The following is a 17,881-nucleotide window of genomic DNA, read 5'->3' on the forward strand; positions in this document are numbered from 1 at the left end:
CCATATGGAGGAGCGGGCCTCGGGAAACCGCCGTGCGGGTGCGCGAAACCGCACGCGGGAAACCGCCGCTGTACTGCCGTACAGATCCCGGTGTCAGCGGTCGGAGAGCGCCACCGCGGTCGCGACCGCCAGACCCCGCTCGTGCGCCAGGGAGACGGCGATCGGCCCGCACCCGATCGCCTCGGCGAGGGCCGCGGCGGCTCCTGAGAGCTCGACCGTCGGTGCACCCCGGTCGTCGAGCACGATGGCCACATCACGCAACGGGACCGCGTCGCCGAGCGCCGGCCGGAGGAGCTTCACCACGGCTTCCTTGCCGGCGAACCGCGCGGCCAACCGCTCCGGGTCGTCGCCGGAGTCCGTGCGCTCACGGTGCGTGAAGAGCCGGTCGAGGTAGCGGTCGCCGTGCGCCGTGATGCCCGCGACGACGTCCTCCGCCGCAGCGAGGTCGGTGCCGGTCCGGATCGTGGTCATGGACAGGAGGCTACGGGGCCGGTGTCCGGTGCGCATGCCGCGAGGAGCATGCGCGTCGGAGGCGGTTCGTATGATCGGTGCCAGGGACCACCGAGGGGGAACGATGGCATCACCGTGGACGGGCATCATCGAGGACGCGCGGCACTACCCGTCGCCGCACAACTCACAACCGATCGTCGTGCGGGTCGAGGACGACCGCACCGCGACCGTGTTCTACGACCTGCGGCGGGGGCTGCCGGCCGAGTCGTTCGGCATCCCGTTCGGACACGTCTGCGCCGGGGTGTTCCTGGCGGGGCTCGAGGTCGTCGCCCGTGCGCACGGCTACTCGGTGCGCGAGCGGCTCGACCACGCCGAGATGGACTTCGGTCGCCTCGAGCACGGCGACGGCGACGACCACCTGCACGAGCTCGGCACGGTCACGTTGCGTCCGCGCACGGTCACCGCGGACGACCGGGAGGCACTGGGTCGCTTCCTCGCCAGGCGCACGTCGCGCAGGCCCTACGACGCGACCCTGGTGGACGACTCCGCGATCGCGGCCGCGTCCGCCATCGCGTCCGCAGCAGGGCAGCGCTTCCGGAGCACGGCCGACCGGGCGACCGTCGACGAGATCGTGCGGGTGAACCAGGAGACCCTGTTCGACGACCTGCAGCACGACTCCGTGCACGACGAGATCCTGCACTGGCTGCGGTTCTCGAAGCGCCAGGCGGCGGCCACCGGCGACGGGCTCTCCGCCGAGACGATGCTCATGCCCGGGCCGGTGCTCCGGTTCGCGATGGAGCACCGCGGGCTCTGGGAGGCCCCGGGCGTCGGCGGGGTGTTCCGGAAGGTGTACCTGTCGACGATGCGCGGGGTCCGGCAGCTCGGCTGGCTCGAGGGGCCGTTCAGCACGCCGGCGGAGTACCTCGAGGCCGGCCGCGTCTTCATGCGGATCTGGCTCGAGTTCACCGCCCGCGGGATCGCCCTGCACCCGTTCGGCACCGTGATCACGAACCCGCGCTCGCACGCCGCGTTCGTCGAACGGGCCGGAGTCGACGAGTCCGACGGCCGGATGGCGTGGATGCTCTTCCGGTTCGGCCACAGCGCGCCACCGCCCCTCGCGCACCGCAGACCCGCAGCAGCGATGACCGTCGGGGGTGCCCGGTGAAGCGCGCGGCGGTGTTCTCGGTCGTCTGGGTCGTCGAGACCTTCGTGGCGCTGTTCATGCCCCGGGTCGGCACCCACAAGCTCCTGCTCACGCCGGGCATCGAGCCGCTCCGCTGGACGCTCGGGCGCTGGCGTGCCTGGCGGACCGCCGAGCGGGCGGCGAAGCGGGTGCCCGCGTACCGGGCGTTCCTGGCGGAGGCGGGGCGCGCCTCCCGGCCCTTCCGCCTGGACACGCGTGGCGGGATCGCCGCAGCCATCTCGAGCCTGCCCGAGATGGACAAGGACTCCTACGTCAAGCGCTGGAGCATCCCGGAGCGTTGCGTCGACGGACGGCTGCCCCGGCGCGGCGTCGTCGTGGACGAGTCGAGCGGGTCGAGCGGCACGCCGACGAGCTGGGTCCGTGGGCCGGACGAACGGCAGGCCACCCGGCAGCTGCTGCAGCTCGGGTTCTCGCGCACCGCGAAGGACCTGCCGAAGCAGCCGTTCGTGCTCAACGCGTTCTCGCTCGGGGCCTGGGCGACCGGCATGAACGTCACCGCGTCCCTGACCGAGTCGTCGATGATCAAGTCGATCGGGCCGGACCGCGACAAGATCGTGCAGACGATGCGGGAGTTCGGCACCGACTTCACCTACATCATCTGCAGCTACCCGCCGTTCCTGAAGGCGCTGTTCGAGGACGACCGGCTCGACTGGAGCGAGTACACGATCGTCGCGGCGTTCGGTGGCGAGGGCATCAGCGAGAACATGCGCGCCCACATCGAGCAGTACGCGCAGGCCGTGCTCGGGTCCTACGGGGCGAGCGACCTGGAGATCAACCTCGGCATCGAGACGCCGTTCAGCGTGCAGCTGCGCCGGGCGATCGCGGGGTCGCCGGAGCTCTCGGCGGCGCTGACGAAGCAGGCCGAGTACGGCGTGCTGCCGATGGTGTTCCAGTTCAACCCGTTCGGGTACCTGATCGAGACGAACGAACTCGGGGAACTCGTCGTGACGATCACCCGCTCCGAGAACATCAGCCCGCGGATCCGGTACAACATCCACGACCGCGGGCACGTCGTGCGGATGCGCTCGCTGCGCCGGGTCCTGCACGACCACGGGTTCGACGAACTCGCCGACGCCGCGGAACTCGACCTGCCGCTGCTGTTCCACTACGGCCGCTCGGACCTGTCCGTCGACTACAACGGGGCTGTCGTCGCGCCCGACGTCGTGCGGGACGTGGTCTACGGCGACCCGGCGCTGCTCGAGGCCGTGGAGAACCACCGGCTCATCAGCTACGAGGACGACCGGGGTGACCGGCAGCTGCACATCGCGTTCCAGCTCGCTGCGGGGGCGGGCGGCTTCGACGCGGACGCGGCACGTGGGGCCGTCGTCGCCGAGCTGCGCCGGCTCAACAAGGACTTCTCGAACGCGATCCGGACGGCGCCGCCGGGGACGCTGCCGACCGTGGCGTTCTACCCGTACCGGACGGGGCCGTTCCGCGAGGACGGGAAGAAGCTCAAGAACGAGTACGTGTGGCAGCTGCCGGCCGGGGCCGCGTCGCAGTGGTCGCTCGACCTGTCGTGGGTGGCGCCGAAGGAGGCGTGAGGGGGCGCGGGCGCGCGTGCGCTCGGCGCTCGTGCGCGTGTGCGCGTGTTCTCGTGCGCGTGCGCGTGTGCTCGTGCGCGTGCGCGTGCGCGTGCGCGTGCGCGTGTGCAGTGTGCGAGGTTCCGCGCGGTGTGCGAGGCGATCGGCGTCGCACGGTGCTGGGAACCTCGCACGGTGCGGGTCGGCGGTGCTGCGGTCAGTGGTACTGCGGGGGCCAGTCGAACGGGGCCGGAAGGTGCGGGACCTCGCCGATCGTGGTGACGACGAGGACGACCTCGCGCAGGTTCGTGAGCTCGACGGAGCGCGGGTTGCCGATCCGGCGGTGACCGTCGACCCACACGGTGAGCTCACCGCGCAGGCCGCCGACGTGCTCCGGGCCGAGCGAGACACCCCACTCGTCGAAGAACTGCCCTAGCGTGAACGTCTGCTCGGTGGGGGACTCCACGTGCACGATGCCCGAGGTGTCGTGCGTGTGGATCTCGGCGGCGAACTCCTCGTCGTCGGAGTGCCCGATGTTCGCCGGCACCGTCACCGGGTCGTCGCCGTCCAGGATCGTCAGGTGGGTGTGGACGTGCTCGGCGAGCCGCTCGCCCCAGACGTTCCGGAGCCCGGCTGCTTCGGCACGCGCGGACAGGTCCGTCGGCCGCGGCCAGGGTGGAGCGTCGCGGGAGGCCACTGCTCCGGGGGCCGCGCAGCCCGACAGCAGCAGCAGTGCGGCCACCGCGACCGCGACGCTCCGGGTCCTCACCAGCGGTCGTGCACCGTCGCGCGGAAGAACGTGTCGTACAGGTCGTGCACGGTCGCGTCGAGACCCGCGATCGGCTGCAGGTCACCCGCCGCGGCGTTCGACCGGGCCTGCTCGGGGTTGCGCGCGCCCGGGATCGCCGCGGTCACGCCGTCCTGGGCGATGATCCACGCGAGGGCCGCCCGCGGGACGGAGACGGCATCCGGCAGGGACGCCGCGAACGTCTGCGCCGCGCGCACGCCGTCGTCGTAGTCGACACCGCTGAAGGTCTCGCCCTGGTCGAAGGCCTCGCCGTGCCGGTTGTAGTTGCGGTGGTCGCCCTCGGCGAAGGACGTCTCGCTCGTGTACTTGCCGGACAGCAACCCCGATGCCAGCGGAACGCGCGCGAGGATGCCGACCCCTGCCTCCAGGGCGGCCGGCAGCACGCGGTCGAGCGGCTTGAGACGGAACGCGTTGAGGATGATCTGGACGCTCGCGACGCCGGGCCGGGCGATCGCGGCCAACGCCTGGTCGGCGGTCTCGACGCTGACGCCGTAGGCGGCGACGGAGCCGTCGGCGACCAACGCATCGAGGGCGTCGTGGACGGCGTCGTCGGCGATGACCTCGGACGGCGGGCAGTGCAGCTGCACGAGGTCGAGCGTGTCCTGCCGCAGGTTCGTCCGGGAGCGGTCGACCCACTCGCGGAAGTTCGCGGCGACGTAGTTCGAGGGGACCTGGTCGGCGCGGCGGCCCATCTTCGTCGTGATCGTGAGCGGCACGTCGGGGTTCGCCGCGCGCCAGGACCCGATGAGCTGCTCGCTGCGGCCGTCGCCGTACACGTCGGCGGTGTCGAAGAGCGTGACGCCGGACTCGACCGAGGCGTCCATGACGGCGTTCGCGTCGGCCTCGCTGACGGGACCCCAGTCGCCGCCGAACTGCCACGTGCCGAGACCGATGGGGGAGACTTCGCGGCCGGTGCGACCGAGGGTGCGACTCTGCATGGTGCCGAGCGTAGTCAGGCGCTCCGGCGAGGGCCTCAGCCGGGGGTCGAGACGCCACGGCGCAGGAGCGCACGTGCGGCGCGTGCCCGCGGGATGACCCAGGCCGCGCTCCAGAGACCGAGCCCGACCCAGAGCAGGATCAGCATCGTGGTGATCAGGGCCGGGTGCTGGTCGCGCATCGACCACGTCATCGCGATCCACAGCGTGCTCATCACGAGCTTGCCCCACCCGGCCTCCTCGCGCTGCGCCTGCGCCTGCACGAGGGGGATCCACTGCTCGGCGGGGACGTGGTTCGGGACGTGCCCGTCGGCGATCCACTCGCGGACGACGACCGAGCGGCCGTACCCGCCCTCGGAGCGCCAGGCACGGCGTTGCAGGACGACGGCGATCGCGGCGCCGACCGCGGCGGAGGGGATGCCCACCGACACCAGGACCGTGGTGGTGGCCTCGGTCCAGGACGACAGGACGAGCATCACGAGCACCACCGCGAAGGCGGCACCGGTCACCCCGGAGCCGAGGAGCCGCAGCCGCCCGGCTTCGTCGAGGACACCGACACCGTTCACGAGGGCGAGGCTACCCGGGTGGCCCCTAGAATCGTCGTGAGGGCCTTTAGCTCAGCTGGTAGAGCGCCACGTTTACACCGTGGATGTCGTCGGTTCGATCCCGGCAGGGCCCACCTCGGGACCGGAAGGTGCACCTCGTGAGACTGCCGTCCACGGTGATGACCCCGGGCGGACTGTCCGTGCGGGGCGCCGGCCCGGAACTGCTCGCCGAGCTCCTGCTCGAGGTCGACGCCGTCTGTCTCCGTGACGGGTACGACCTGCAGGAGACCATGGCCCCCGGGGTGACGCGCGAAGTCATCGACGCGGCCTGGGCACCTCGGGGCATCGCCGTGCCGGAGGAAGCGATCGTGTGGTGGGGCTGGCACAACGGTGCGCGGCCTGATCTCGGCAGGTACGCCGGTGTCAGGCAGGTGTCCGTCGCGTTCAGCGCGGAGAGCTGGGATCTCAAGACCAAGGGCACGAGCGCCTACACCTGGAACCGTTCCTGGATTCCGGTGTGGGGACCCGGGCCCGACCACATCGCCATCGACACTCGGGACCACCGTGACGTCTCTGTCCGCGCGACCGAGTTCGACCTGAACACCCAGGAGACCGCCGACACCCCCGGCGTGATCTCGTTGTGCACACCGATCACGTGGTGGCTGACCGCCCGGGCCGAGGGCTGGGTCGCACCCGGCCCCGTCGCTGACGTGTGGAAGACCGAGCTGATCCCCACGGCGTGGTTGGCGACTGAACTCGCTCGCCTCTGAGCCGCAGAGGGGTTCCGCAACGAGGTCGTTGCGCCTGCCCTGCTGTGTGCTCGACGAGCGGGAGCGTTCGTCGATCTGAAAGACATTTGCAGGTTTGTCCGCGCCGACGTACGATCTGAAAAAGCATTTCAGATCGAGGGAGTCCCGATGCAGGAGAACCGTCCGAACCTCGCCGACCCCGGCGTCCTCGATGCGTTGTCCCACCCGGTGCGCCTCGACGTCCTCGGGTACCTCGCCTCCGCGGGGCCAGCGACGGCGTCGCAGTGTGCCCGCGCGGTCGGGGACACCCCGTCGAACTGCAGCTACCACCTCCGCGTCCTGGCTTCCCACGGGCTGGTCGAACCGGATCCGTCGGGCGATGGTCGGTCCCGGCCCTGGCGCACGAGCATCACCGGGTTCACCACGGACGACGTCGACCCGGCCGACCTAGCCGGCCTCGACCGGATGCTGGCAGCTTCGGTCGAGCTCGACCACCACCTCCTGCGCGAGTACCTCCGCGGCCGTGACGCGGTTCCGCCGGAGTGGCGAGCGGTCGACCTGCACGGGACCTACGGGCTCGCGCTCTCGCCGGCCGAGCTGTCCGAGATCGTCGAACAGCTCGACGCGGTCGTCCGCCCCTACATCCAGGCGACCCGGAAGGACGCGCCCGTCGACGCCGAGCACGTGCACCTGACGCTCAGCGCCTTCCCGCGGTTCGGGTTCGGATCGGACCGGCGGTGACGACGACCGCCCGGCCCGGCATCAGGGACTCAGCGATGGCGGTGCCCGCCTTCCGGCGACTCTGGCTCGCCGGGCTCGTGTCGGACACCGGCGACTGGCTGATGTTCATCGCTCTGCCGCTGGTCGTCCTCCAGCTCACGGGTTCCGCGTTCGGCACGTCGTTCGCCTTCCTCCTCGAGCTCGCCCCGCCGGTCCTGCTCGCGCCGATCGTCGCGCGGGTGACCGACCGACTGTCGCACCGGCTCGTGATGGTCGTGGCGATGATCGGGCAGGCGCTGACGCTGCTGCCGCTGCTCCTCGTGCACACCTGGTCAGACCTGCCGATCGTCTACGGGGTCATCGTGGCTCAGGCGTCGTTCGGCGCCTTCTTCCTGCCTGCGAAGAACGCGCTCCTGCCGACCCTCGTCGGGCTCGAGCGGGCGAACTCCGCCAACGCGCTCGTCGGGCTGAACAACGACCTCGGCCGGATCGTCGGTGGCCCGCTCGGTGGCGTGCTCCTCGCGGTCGGGTCGATCGGCACCGTCGCGCTGATCGACATGTGCTCCTACGTCGTCGCGGCGGCCCTCGTCCTCAGCCTGCCCCGCGAGCGGCGAGCCGATCCGAGCCGGCGCGCAAGCGAGCAGCCTGGCCGACCGAGGACCAGCGGCGTCCTCCACGCCCTCGCCGACCGGACCACGCGTCACCTCATCCTGGTGAACACCGTCGCGTCGGTCGCACAAGGACTCTTCCTCGTCCTGTTCGTCTTCTTCGTGACCGACGTGATCCGCGGGGACGCAGCCGACGTCGGCCTCCTCCGCGGCGTCCAGGCGATCGGGGCGATCGGGGCCGGCCTCGCGCTCGGCGTCCTCGGCGCGAGGATCGACGCCCTGCGGCTCGCGCTCGTCGGCGCGAGCGCGTTCACGGTCATCACGGTGCTCTGCTGGAACGCGTCCTTCGTCACCCACGCCGTGCCGCTCTACGCGCTGCTCTTCGCCACGATCGGCGTGCCCGCGGTGTTCATGGGGGCGGGACTGACGAGCCTCCTGCAGCAGGCGACGCACGGCGCACGCCGGGGAAGCGCCTTCGCCGCGCTCGGCCTCGGGCAGGCGGTCGGCCAGGCGCTCGGGATCACGATCGCCGGGCTCCTCCAAGAACCGCTCGGCACGATGCCCCTGCTCGAGGTCCAAGCCGGCACCTACGCGCTCACCGGCGTGCTGGCCTTCGTCCTGCTCGCTCGACGACCACGCGGCGCGTCCGGCCGGGCCCCGCGACCGGATCCCGCCCCGGGCTCGCTCGGGTGACGCATCGCCGCTCCGTCGACCCTGGCAGCGGATCGACGGGCTCCGGTCGAGCGCAGCCGGCATCGCGTTCGTGCAGTTCCAGGGCCGACCGGCTGGTCAGCCCCCGGGAACGGGTGCGACCCCGGTCAGCGGGCGGCTGCCTCCACCGCTGCCACCGCGGCCGCGACACCGTCGCGGTACGGGGCACCGTGGCCCGGCAGTACCCACGTGGCTCCGGTCGGCAGCAGTGCTCGCAGCGAGGTGATCGCCTGCGCGGGCTCGTCGGTGAACGGCGCCGGTGCCGGTCCGACGTCCCCGGTCAGCACGTGCCGTGTGGTGAGCCCGTCGCCGACGAACACGGCATCGACCGCCGGGACCCAGACCGCGATGCTCCCCGGCGAGTGCCCGGGCATCCCGATCACGTGCGGTTCGCCGGGCAGGTCGAGCACGTCGCCGTCGTGCACCTCGACGACCTCGCGGAGCCACACCGGTCGGGCCCCACCCTTGCGCAACGAGTACGTGACGAAGCCCAGCAGGGCCCCGAGCCGCATGCGCTGCTTCGCGCCGGACGGCTTCTTGCCGCCCTTGGCGCGCTCGGCGTCGGCTGCGTGGACGTAGACCGGGACGCCGTGCTCGCGGCGCAGTCGTTCCGCGAAGCCGACGTGGTCGGAGTCGCCGTGGGTGAGGACCACGCCGCGCACGTCGTCGAGGGAGCGTCCCATCGCGCGCAGTTCGGCGACGAGGTCGCGCCAGTGGCCGGGGAGTCCCGCGTCGATCACGGTGACGCCGTCGGGGGAGTCGACGAGGTAAGCGGAGACGATGTCGCTGCCGATGCGGCGGAGGGAGGGGGCGAGTTCCATGATGGCTACGTTACATAGCCATCATGGCTACGGTCAATAGCTATACTGGGATCATGCCCACTCCGGACCGCACCACGCTCGAGGCCATCATCACTGCTGCTCGCGACCTCCTCGAGGAAGCAGACGGACTCGCGGGTGTCACCATGCAGGCCGTCGCCGTCCGGGTGGGGGTCCGTGCTCCGTCGCTGTACAAGCGGGTCGAGAACCGCGATCGGCTCGTGCAGCTCGTCGCCGAGCAGACCCTCGTCGAACTGACCGTGCGGTTGGATGCGGCACGGGACGCCCGTGCCCTGCTCGACGCGTACCGCGCGTTCGGCAAGGAGCGGCCCGCGGCCTTTCGGCTCGTGATGACACCGGGAGCGGGGACACCGATCGCCGACCGCGCGGTCCAGGCGGGGTCGAGCGCGGCGATCCTCCGCGTCGCCGCCGAGCTGGCGGGGGAGCCCGACGCGCTCGAGGCCGCTCGTCTGCTCACGGCGTGGGCGACGGGGTTCATCAGCATGGAGCTGAACGGAGCCTTCCGCCTCGGCGGCGAGATTGACCGTGCGTGGGACTACGGCGTCACCCGCATCGTCGCTGCGGTGTCCCGCGTCGAGCAGTGAGGATTCCCGCGTTCCTGATCGGTTCTCCACATCGTGTCGATTTCCGCTCGCGCCGTTCGTCCTCTGGGTGAGAAGGTCGACCAGCGGCCTTCCGATGGATGACATCGAACGAGATGGAGAACCGACATGCCCAAGTACATGCTGATCTGGCGAGCGACCGACGAGTCGATGGCGGCCATGATGAACACCGACTTCACCGAGATGCTCGAGTCGATGGGCCGTTTCAACGACGAGCTGATCCGCGCCGGCGTGCTGCTCGCGGCCGAGGGGCTGGACGACCCGTCACAGGGTGTCGTCGTCGACTTCACGGGCGAGACCCCGGTGGTGACGGACGGTCCCTACGGTGAGACGAAGGAGCTCTTCAACGGTTTCTACATCCTCGACGTCGCCTCCGTGCAGGAAGCCGTGGAGTGGGTGAAACGTGCTCCGATGGCGGCCGGCAGCAAGGCGGAGATCCGGCGGATCCCGTCGATCGACGAGTTCCCGCAGGACAACGAGTGGGTGCAGAAGGAGCGCGCCTGGCGTGAGCAGACCGGGCAACTCTGAAGCGCGGGCCGCGGTCGCGGCGGTCTGGCGGATCGAGTCCGCCCGGATCGTCGCGGCCCTGGCCCGGTACACCGGCGACTTCGAGCTCGCCGAGGACCTGGCGCAAGAGGCCGTCGCGGCTGCGCTCGTCTCCTGGGCGGTCGACGGGGTGCCGGACGCACCGACCGCATGGCTGCTGACGACCGGTCGCCGACGGGCGATCGACACCTTCCGTCGGCGCGGCGCTCGGGACGAGCGGTACGCGTTGCTCGCTCGCGACCTCGACGAGGCGGCCCCGGGGCCCGATGCGCTCTTCGACCCGGACGCGATCGACGACGATGTCCTCGCGCTGATGTTCGTGTCGTGCCATCCGCTGCTCTCGAACGAGGCACGCATCGCCCTCACGCTGCGGGTGGTCGGTGGGCTCACGACGGACGAGATCGCGAAGGCGTTCCTCGTGCCGGTGCCCACCGTGCAGGCCAGGATCACTCGTGCGAAGAACACGCTGTCGGCCGCCCGGGTGCCGTTCGCCGTTCCGGAACCCGGAGAGCGCGCGGCGCGCCTCGGCTCGGTGCTGCAGGTGGTGTACTTGATCTTCACCGAAGGGTCCTCGGCCTCGAGCGGCTCCGAGTGGATCCGGACGGATCTGGCCTCCGAGGCTCGACGTCTCGCCCGCGGGTTGGTCGCCCTGGCTCCTGAGCCGGAGGTGTTCGGTCTGCTCGCGCTGCTCGAGTTGACCTCGGCTCGGTTCCCCGCGCGTCTCGACGCCGACGGCAAGGCCGTGCTGCTCGAGGACCAGGACCGCCGTCTGTGGGACCAGGCATCGATCCACCGCGGCCGGGCTGCCCTCGCCCACGCCGTCGCCGCCGGCCGGGGGCTCGGCTCCTACGGCCTCCAGGCGTCCATCGCCGAGTGTCACGCGGTGGCGCCGTCCGTTGCGGAGACCGACTGGGGCCGCATCGTGGTCCTCTACGAGGCGCTCGGGCGTCTGCAGCCCTCGCCGGTGGTCGAGCTCAACCGTGCCGTGGCGGTCGCGATGGCGTCGGGTCCGTCCGAGGCTCTGCCGCTGGTGGACGCGATCGCCGACCGCGGCGAGCTCGGGTCGTCGCACCTCGTCCCCACGGTGCGTGGGGAACTCCTGTTCCGCCTCGGCCGGATGCCGGATGCGATCGGTGCGTGGGAGCGCGCGTCGGAGCTGTGCGGGAACGCCGCCGAGCGAGCCGTCCTGACCGAGAAGATCGCGAGCGCACGACGTACGGCTCGCGGGGCAGGACGCGCAGCACGCATCGAGTGAGCAGAAGATGTCGGGTGCGGTGCGCCGACCCGACATCTTCTGCTCACCGAACGCGCCGAGCCGCACGAGACCGCGCGCACGAGACCGCGCGCGCACGAGGACACCCGCGCACGACCACCCCGACGGTGGCAGGATGGCGCCGACGGACGGGGCCGGTGAACCCATGACGACGACGCACGAGGTCAAGCCGCTCAGCGCGGAGACCTTCCCGGCGTGGCAGGCCCTCGCGGCGAAGCACAACGGGGTGTGGGGCGGGTGCTGGTGCTCGTACTTCCACGGCGACACCGAGCAGACCGTCAAGGCCGAGCACCGCGGTCCGGAGTTCAAGGAGCGGCTCGTCGGCGAGGGGATCGCGCACGCCGCCCTCGTGTTCGACGGCGACGCCGCGATCGCCTGGTGCCAGTACGGCAGTCCGCTCGAGCTGCCGAACATCTACCACCGCAAGCAGTACGACGCCGGCGAGACCCGGCCGGCTCCGTGGCGCATCACGTGCTTCTTCGTCGACCGTGACCACCGGCGCTCGGGGGTGGCACGAGAAGCGCTCGACGGTGCGCTCGCGCTCATCGCGCTGGCCGGCGGTGGCGAGGTGGTCTCGTTCCCGAACGAGCTCACGGCGGGGAAACGGACGTCGTCGTCGTTCCTGCACAACGGCACGCGGGCGATGTTCGAACAGGCGGGCTTCACGTTCGAGCGGCACATCGGGAAGAGCAAGACCGTGATGCGGAAGACCATCCCACCGGAAGACGCCCAGCGGGCGCACGACCGAGCAGCGCACGACCGAGCAGCACGCGACTGACGGACCGGCGGGGAGCTCGGGCGTACCGTCTGCCGCACATCGACGAACGGGAGAACCGCATGAGCACCAGCACGGGCACCACCACCGCCTCGGTCACCGCCAAGACCCTGCTCCGCATCGCCCTCGGCGCGGTGCTCGTCTCGCACGGCGCCCAGAAGTTGTTCGGCGCGTTCGGCGGCGGCGGCATCGAGGGCACCGCGCAGGGCATGCACGCGATGGGCTTCCGTCCGGCGCGACGGAACGCCGTGCTCGCGGGCCTCGGGGAGGCCGGCTCCGGCGCCGGCCTGATCCTCGGCCTCGCGACGCCGATCGCCGGGGCCGGCGCTGCGACGACGATGGGCGTGGCCTCGAGCGTGCACACCCCGAACGGCTTCTTCAACGCGGACGGCGGGCTCGAGTTCCCGGCGACCCTCGGCTTCACGGCGGCGATGTTCGCGCTGGGTGGTCCGGGTCCGGTCTCGCTCGACCACGCCACCCGGCACGTGTTCGACCGGCCGTGGCTGCGGGCACTCGCCCTCGCTGCGGTCCCGGTCGCGATCGCGGCGCAGGTCGTCCAGCGGCGGAAGGCCCTGGCGGCGGACGCATCGGCACCGTCCCCGGACTCGCAGGCGGAGACCCCCGAGGCCCAGGGCTCGACCGACCCGAACGGCGCGTGAGCGCCGCTCGATGGGCTGACGGCCGGACAGACGGGAGGCACGGTGCGGGCCCGCACCGTGCCTCCCGTCCTTCAGGGGGTCACCATCACTGCTCCGCGCGCTTGCCGTCGTCCCCCCACCGGTGGTGGTGGGCCCGGTCGGTCACGGTCCACTGCGTCAGCTGGCCGTTCGCCTGCGGTGCACCGTTCTCATCCGGCACGAACGCCGAGGTGAGCCCGGACAGGACGCCGTTCCGCAACTCGAGCGCCGACGGCGACGTCACGGCGATCCGCTGGGTCACCCGCCCGCTCCAGGGCGAGACCACGGAGATCTGCCCGGTCCCGGCTGCTCCGCCGAAGAGCTCGGCGACGAGGACGGTGCCGGATCGCTGGTCGACGGCGAGGCCGGTCGCCCCGACGAACCCGGTCGCGACCCGCTGCACGGCGCCGTTCCACGGGGTGACCCGGTAGACGCTGCCGCGGGCACCGAGGCTGGCGTCCTCCGGTCCTCCCGGCAGGGTCGACACGTACAGGGCGCCGTCGGGACCGCTCTCGACGTCGGTCGGGACGGCCTCGAACGAGTACCGGTAACCGACCGAGCACGCGGGCAGGCCGGCTTCCGCGGCGAGCGCCGCGGTCACGGTCACGGGCGGCTGCGCGGGGAGCACGGCGACGGTCCAGACGCGGCCGTCGTAGCCCACGCGCAGGATGTCGTTGCCGCCGGCGTCGGCGACGTAGACCCCGTCACGGAGGGCGAGCGAGGCGTACGGGTGGGAGTCGACGACGCCGCGGTAGCTGGCGGGACCGGAGGGTCCGGCGGGGTCGACCTGTGCGGCGCACGCTGCCGGCAGTCCGCGGAAGCCGTAGCGGTTGACCCGGTCGGGGTTCCGTGACGCTTCGTAGGCGTGCAGGTCGGCGAGCTGCCGTGGGCCGCTGCCGGAGCTGAGGGCCATCAGCAGTGCGACGCCGTTCGGCTGGTCGTTCTGGGCGTAGTAGACGGTGTCGCGTCGAGAGGACACGGCGCCGATCTCGAGCCCGGGCGCGGCGGTGGCCAGGGTGGTGCGGGTCCCGTCCGCGCTGACGCGGTCGAGTTGGCCGATGAAGTTCTGCGACAGGACGGCGTTGCCGTGCCAGTCGACGTCGAGGCTCAGGGGCGTGGTGAGACCGCTCGCGAGCGTGGTGGGGGAGCCGAAGCGCAGGCTCGGCGCGTCGCCGTGGCGACCCCCGGCCTGTGCTGGCGCAGCGATGACGACGGACGCCAGGGCGGCCGCGGTCACGGCGCCGAGGAGCAGCGCTTTCTTCATGGGGGAGTTCCTTCTGTCGGGTTCCGATGCGGAACGACAGGGTCGGGCACGGGTCGGGCGGCGGCGCGGGGAGGCCCACCGCTTCGCTGTGGTGGCCTGGTCCCGTCCGGCTCGGCAGAGCCCCGTCGACGGCTGCAACCTATGACTTCCCCATGAGTGGTATTCCTCGCTGGGCCGGTCGTGCGGTTTGCCGCACGATCCGTGCGGAAACCCGCATGGTCCTGGATCGCGAGTGGACGACGGCCTGGAGGCGCGGGGCGGGCCGGCACCGCGCCTCCAGTCCGTCATGGGGTCGGATCGATGTGCGCACGCACATCGGCGACGGGCTACAGTCCGGGGGGATCAGGGACCCGTTACCGCAGCGGTTGCTCTCTTCGAGAGGGAGCCGTTCGTGAAGTACGTCAACTACGCAGGGACCGTGCGTGTCCTGACGAGCGACGAGATCGCCGACGCGGTCATCCGGTACGCCGCAGCGCTCCACCAGAGTCGGTTGAGCGACGTGGTGTCGGTGCCGACCGCCGACGTGTTCGGCACGGCGAGCGTCGTCGACCTGCTGCTCGCACCGTCCATCGCCGTGGCGCTCGAACCGGCACCCGACGACGAACTCGAACCCGAGGACGCAGCGTTCCTGCGCGAGATCGGACGACGCACCGAGGCCGTGCTCGCCGTCGACGCGAGCGCGTACCCACCCGACTTCGGCCGCTGAGGGCCGGGCAGCCGTGTGCGCCGGTCAGCTCTTCACGTCGTCGTTCCCCGGGGTGAGGTCGGACCGCGTGTCGGCGTGGATCGGCTTGCTGTGACCGAAGGTCTCCGCAGCGGCGCGCAGCCGAGCCACGAACTCGCCGTTCTCGACCTCGAGCTCGTCCTCGTCCGCGTCCTCGATGACGATCTCGCTCGACGGTCCGATCAGGATCTTCGTGGTCGTCATGGTGCCGTCCTGTGCGACCGCCGGGATCGCCACGGTGTCCGCGCGGTCCCCTCCGGCGAGTGCGGCCGCGTACTCGATCACGGCGTCGGCGATGTCGTCGCTCGTCAGGATCGTCGACCCGTCGTACTGGATGTGCTTCATCGGTTCTTCCTCCCGCACACCAGTCAAACGGTCGCGGGCTGGCCGTGTTCCAGGAAACCCGCCGACGGCTCGTTGCGCGGATGCCCACATGTCGCAAGGATCAACACGTGCCCGAGATGATGCACCGCACGCAGCGGGAGATCAGGACCCGTGAGCCCGCCGAGGCTGCGGACGCGTTGTCGACGACCCACGTCACGGACGGACTGACCGTCGAACGCTCCGGGGCGGAGTTCCTGTTCGAGGAGCGGGTGCGCGGCAGTGAACTGCTCTGCCTCGAGTCGACGAGCTGCGCCGGGGTCGTCAGCGGTGCGGTGCAGCCCGGGTCCTCGATGCTGATCGTCTGGATGAAGTCCGGGGTCGGGCACGTCGACGACGACCCCGTGAAGATCGGCCGTCCACTTCTCTACCGCCAGGACCCGCAGCGGATCCGGTGGGCCGACTTCCAGCAGGACGCCCTGCGCATCGACCGCGAGACGGTGGAGCAGGTCGCCGCCGAGCGCGGCGACTGGGCTCCGGGCCCGCTCGAGTTCCGGCCCCGGCACGTGCCGGAGGGTCCCGAGCTCGCCGCCTGGTGGCTGATGGTGCGATCCGTCGCCGAACACGTCCTGCGCGGGCCGTCCGAGGTGTCGGCGGCGCAGGAGCGGGAACTCACCCGCTTCGCCGCTGCGGGCCTGCTGACCGCGATCCCGCACTGGCCGGTCGGGCAGCACGAGCAGCCGCTCGCGTCGACGGCGCGGTTCGCCCGGGCCGAGGCGTTCCTGCTCGAGCACGCGACCGAGCAGATCACCGTCGACGACGTCGCCGAGGCCTCCGGGCTGAGCGTCCGTGGGCTGCAGGCAGCGTTCCAGCGGCACCACGGGATCACGCCGACGATGTACCTCCGGTGGATCCGGCTCCTGCTGGCGCGCGAACAACTGCAGTCCGGCGACGACCGCAGTGTCGCGGAGATCGCACGGGACGCCGGGTTCGCGCACCTCGGGCGGTTCGCCGGCAGCTACCGCAAGGAGTTCGGCGAGCTGCCACGGCAGACCTGGCAGACCGCGCGGGAGTGATCGGCGTCTGCGAGGATGAGCGCACCGCGGGCGACGGCGCCCGCGCTCACGAGGGAGTCCACCATGTCCGTGCGTCTGAACCCGTACCTCGGTTTCCGTTCCGGGGCTCGCGAAGCCCTCGAGTTCTACCACTCGGTGTTCCACGGTGACCTCACCGTCGGCACCTTCGGTGAAGCCGGCATGAGCCAGGACCCGGCCGACGCCGACAAGGTCATGCACGGGCAGCTCGAGGGCGAGAACGGCCTGCTGCTCATGGCGTCGGACGCGCCGACGGGCATGACGACGCCGTCGGAGAGCACCATCTCGCTCTCGCTCAGCGGTGACGACGAGGAAGCCCTCACCCGTTACTGGAACGGGCTGGCGGACGGTGCGACGATCATCGAGCCGCTCACGACGGCGCCGTGGGGCGACACGTTCGGGATGCTCACCGACCGGTACCGGGTGTCCTGGCTGGTGAACATCAGCGGGACGGCGTCCTGACGGCGACACCTCGCACCGAGGCGGCGATCGGCCACCGCGGAACCCAGCACCGCACCGCGTCCGCGTAGCGCCGGAAGTCGTCGCCGAACCGGCGCTCCAGGTCGGCCTCCTCGAGCGGCCGGACGACGCAGTTCCAGACGATCGAGCCCACGAGCGCGTAGACGACGACCATCCACGACCCGAGGAGCAGCCCGACGGCGACGCCCTGGGCGATCCCTGCGAGTGCCATCGGGTTCCGCACCGACCGGTACGGGCCGGCGACCACCAGGCGGTTGGCGCTTGCGGAGGGCAGCGGGGTCCCGGCACCCTTCGTCGACATCGCGGCCGCCGACGCGATGCCGAGCGCGCTGGCGGCCACGAGCACCACCAGGCCGACGACGACCAGGGTGACGGCGATCGGACCAGGCAGCGTCGGGTGCAGCCGCCAGCGGTGCTCGGCGAACGCGATGACCACCGGGAACACCCCGAGGAACAGGCCCCAGAACACGACGATCTGCCCGACGGTCGCGAGGACGTGCCGCGATCGGGCGGCCCCGGGGTCGGCGGTGCGGAACCGCAGCGGACCGGAGGTGAGCAACTCGGTCGGCACCCGGCCGAGCAGGACGAGCGCGAGAGCCAGCCCCGACCCGACCGTCGCCACGGTCATCACGACGACGCCCCACCCGGCCTCGGTGGTGACGGTCGCCCAGACGGCGAGTGCGACCAGGACGACGGCGGTCCAGATGGTGGCGACGACCGCCGCGACCCGGCCGATCCGCGCGGGGGACAGGGCGGCGACGGCGGACGCGACGACGAAGAGCGGGACGTCGAACGCCGCAACGGTGACGGGGTCGAGCGAGCCGAGGGTCAGTGTCCGCACGCCGGGCACGGTCGCGACGGCGATCCACCAGACGGCGCCGCCGAGTGCCTGCAGTGCGAAGTACAGCCGGCCCCGGGACACGGCAGCACGCTAGCAGTGCGGCACTTCGTGAGCAGGAATGGTCGGGACGCCACGCGCCACTCCACCATTTCTGCTCACGAAGCGCGGCGCGCGGCGCGGCGCGGCGCGGCGCGC

At 71.6% G+C, this 17,881-nt stretch carries 21 protein-coding genes and 1 tRNA gene; 14 read left to right on the forward strand and 8 right to left on the reverse strand.

Annotation, left to right across the window (positions count from 1 at the left end; translation table 11 throughout):
* Positions 1–93: 93 nt before the first annotated feature.
* Positions 94–471 (reverse strand): holo-ACP synthase, encoded by a 378-nt coding sequence (locus EDF19_RS17890; RefSeq protein WP_185022935.1) that lies wholly within the window; start codon positions 469–471, stop codon positions 94–96.
* A 103-nt stretch (positions 472–574) separates the two neighbouring features.
* Between EDF19_RS17890 and EDF19_RS17895 the strand changes: the two genes are divergently transcribed.
* Together EDF19_RS17895 and EDF19_RS17900 are read left to right on the forward strand one after the other, a co-directional pair.
* The gene (locus EDF19_RS17895; protein ID WP_123682372.1) at positions 575–1,615 is read left to right on the forward strand and encodes a hypothetical protein; all 1,041 of its coding nucleotides are present in this window, start codon (positions 575–577) and stop codon (positions 1,613–1,615) included.
* Positions 1,612–3,195 carry a phenylacetate--CoA ligase family protein gene (locus tag EDF19_RS17900; protein ID WP_260217282.1) on the forward strand — a complete coding sequence of 528 codons (1,584 nt, stop codon included), beginning with the start codon at positions 1,612–1,614 and terminating at the stop codon, positions 3,193–3,195. The genes EDF19_RS17895 and EDF19_RS17900 overlap by 4 nt, the downstream gene beginning before the upstream one ends.
* A 196-nt stretch (positions 3,196–3,391) precedes the next feature.
* Here EDF19_RS17900 and EDF19_RS17905 read toward each other — a convergent pair whose 3' ends face one another.
* Genes EDF19_RS17905 through EDF19_RS17915 form a run of 3 tightly spaced genes read right to left on the reverse strand, consistent with a single transcriptional unit; the run spans position 3,392 to position 5,483 of the window.
* Positions 3,392–3,943 (reverse strand): hypothetical protein, encoded by a 552-nt coding sequence (locus tag EDF19_RS17905; RefSeq protein ID WP_123682215.1) that lies wholly within the window; start codon positions 3,941–3,943, stop codon positions 3,392–3,394.
* Complete coding sequence (locus tag EDF19_RS17910) at positions 3,940–4,920, reverse strand: aldo/keto reductase (protein ID WP_123682216.1); 981 nt, start codon at positions 4,918–4,920, stop codon at positions 3,940–3,942. Before EDF19_RS17910 ends, EDF19_RS17905 begins: the two co-directional genes overlap by 4 nt.
* A 35-nt stretch (positions 4,921–4,955) precedes the next feature.
* The gene (locus EDF19_RS17915) at positions 4,956–5,483 is read right to left on the reverse strand and encodes a hypothetical protein (protein WP_123682217.1); all 528 of its coding nucleotides are present in this window, start codon (positions 5,481–5,483) and stop codon (positions 4,956–4,958) included.
* Between the two features lie 40 nt (positions 5,484–5,523).
* Here EDF19_RS17915 and EDF19_RS17920 point away from each other — a divergent pair.
* The 4 genes from EDF19_RS17920 (at position 5,524) to EDF19_RS17935 (ending at position 8,232) form a co-directional block, all read left to right on the forward strand.
* Positions 5,524–5,596: transfer RNA gene (locus EDF19_RS17920), tRNA-Val, on the forward strand.
* Positions 5,597–5,620: 24 nt separating this feature from the next.
* The gene (locus EDF19_RS17925) at positions 5,621–6,232 is read left to right on the forward strand and encodes a hypothetical protein (protein WP_148071147.1); all 612 of its coding nucleotides are present in this window, start codon (positions 5,621–5,623) and stop codon (positions 6,230–6,232) included.
* 147 nt (positions 6,233–6,379) lie between these two features.
* Entirely contained in the window at positions 6,380–6,952 is a 573-nt protein-coding gene (locus EDF19_RS17930; RefSeq protein ID WP_123682219.1) for a helix-turn-helix domain-containing protein, read from the forward strand.
* 35 nt (positions 6,953–6,987) lie between these two features.
* Positions 6,988–8,232: an MFS transporter gene (locus EDF19_RS17935; RefSeq protein WP_123682220.1), complete on the forward strand. Its 1,245-nt coding sequence runs from the start codon at positions 6,988–6,990 to the stop codon at positions 8,230–8,232.
* Positions 8,233–8,357: 125 nt separating this feature from the next.
* Here EDF19_RS17935 and EDF19_RS17940 read toward each other — a convergent pair whose 3' ends face one another.
* On the reverse strand, positions 8,358–9,071 hold the full coding sequence (locus EDF19_RS17940; RefSeq protein ID WP_123682221.1) for an MBL fold metallo-hydrolase: 714 nt from the start codon (positions 9,069–9,071) through the stop codon (positions 8,358–8,360).
* A 53-nt stretch (positions 9,072–9,124) separates the two neighbouring features.
* On the opposite strand from EDF19_RS17940, the gene EDF19_RS17945 reads away from it, so the two are divergent.
* From EDF19_RS17945 to EDF19_RS17965, 5 genes are all read left to right on the forward strand, one after another.
* The gene (locus EDF19_RS17945) at positions 9,125–9,673 is read left to right on the forward strand and encodes a TetR/AcrR family transcriptional regulator (RefSeq protein ID WP_123682222.1); all 549 of its coding nucleotides are present in this window, start codon (positions 9,125–9,127) and stop codon (positions 9,671–9,673) included.
* Between the two features lie 126 nt (positions 9,674–9,799).
* Positions 9,800–10,219: a YciI family protein gene (locus tag EDF19_RS17950; protein WP_123682223.1), complete on the forward strand. Its 420-nt coding sequence runs from the start codon at positions 9,800–9,802 to the stop codon at positions 10,217–10,219.
* Positions 10,197–11,492 carry an RNA polymerase sigma factor gene (locus tag EDF19_RS17955; RefSeq protein WP_123682224.1) on the forward strand — a complete coding sequence of 432 codons (1,296 nt, stop codon included), beginning with the start codon at positions 10,197–10,199 and terminating at the stop codon, positions 11,490–11,492. The genes EDF19_RS17950 and EDF19_RS17955 overlap by 23 nt, the downstream gene beginning before the upstream one ends.
* Before the next feature lie 163 nt (positions 11,493–11,655).
* The gene (locus EDF19_RS17960; protein WP_123682374.1) at positions 11,656–12,288 is read left to right on the forward strand and encodes a GNAT family N-acetyltransferase; all 633 of its coding nucleotides are present in this window, start codon (positions 11,656–11,658) and stop codon (positions 12,286–12,288) included.
* A 59-nt stretch (positions 12,289–12,347) separates the two neighbouring features.
* Positions 12,348–12,944, forward strand: coding sequence for a DoxX family protein (locus tag EDF19_RS17965; protein WP_123682225.1), 597 nt, complete (start codon positions 12,348–12,350; stop codon positions 12,942–12,944).
* An 85-nt stretch (positions 12,945–13,029) separates the two neighbouring features.
* Here EDF19_RS17965 and EDF19_RS17970 read toward each other — a convergent pair whose 3' ends face one another.
* Entirely contained in the window at positions 13,030–14,226 is a 1,197-nt protein-coding gene (locus tag EDF19_RS17970; protein WP_185022936.1) for a ScyD/ScyE family protein, read from the reverse strand.
* Between the two features lie 391 nt (positions 14,227–14,617).
* Between EDF19_RS17970 and EDF19_RS17975 the strand changes: the two genes are divergently transcribed.
* Positions 14,618–14,932 carry a hypothetical protein gene (locus tag EDF19_RS17975; protein ID WP_123682227.1) on the forward strand — a complete coding sequence of 105 codons (315 nt, stop codon included), beginning with the start codon at positions 14,618–14,620 and terminating at the stop codon, positions 14,930–14,932.
* A 24-nt stretch (positions 14,933–14,956) separates the two neighbouring features.
* Here EDF19_RS17975 and EDF19_RS17980 read toward each other — a convergent pair whose 3' ends face one another.
* Positions 14,957–15,295 carry a hypothetical protein gene (locus EDF19_RS17980; protein ID WP_123682228.1) on the reverse strand — a complete coding sequence of 113 codons (339 nt, stop codon included), beginning with the start codon at positions 15,293–15,295 and terminating at the stop codon, positions 14,957–14,959.
* A 116-nt stretch (positions 15,296–15,411) separates the two neighbouring features.
* Between EDF19_RS17980 and EDF19_RS17985 the strand changes: the two genes are divergently transcribed.
* Complete coding sequence (locus EDF19_RS17985; protein WP_260217377.1) at positions 15,412–16,347, forward strand: AraC family transcriptional regulator; 936 nt, start codon at positions 15,412–15,414, stop codon at positions 16,345–16,347.
* Between the two features lie 63 nt (positions 16,348–16,410).
* Entirely contained in the window at positions 16,411–16,827 is a 417-nt protein-coding gene (locus EDF19_RS17990) for a VOC family protein (protein WP_123682230.1), read from the forward strand.
* Here the strand turns inward: EDF19_RS17990 and EDF19_RS17995 are convergent.
* The gene (locus EDF19_RS17995) at positions 16,808–17,767 is read right to left on the reverse strand and encodes an isoprenylcysteine carboxylmethyltransferase family protein (RefSeq protein WP_123682231.1); all 960 of its coding nucleotides are present in this window, start codon (positions 17,765–17,767) and stop codon (positions 16,808–16,810) included. The two genes, EDF19_RS17990 and EDF19_RS17995, sit on opposite strands and share 20 nt — an antisense overlap.
* Positions 17,768–17,881: the final 114 nt, after the last annotated feature.

Origin of the sequence: Curtobacterium sp. PhB115 (genome assembly GCF_003752025.1) — a bacterium.
Classification (GTDB): domain Bacteria; phylum Actinomycetota; class Actinomycetes; order Actinomycetales; family Microbacteriaceae; genus Curtobacterium.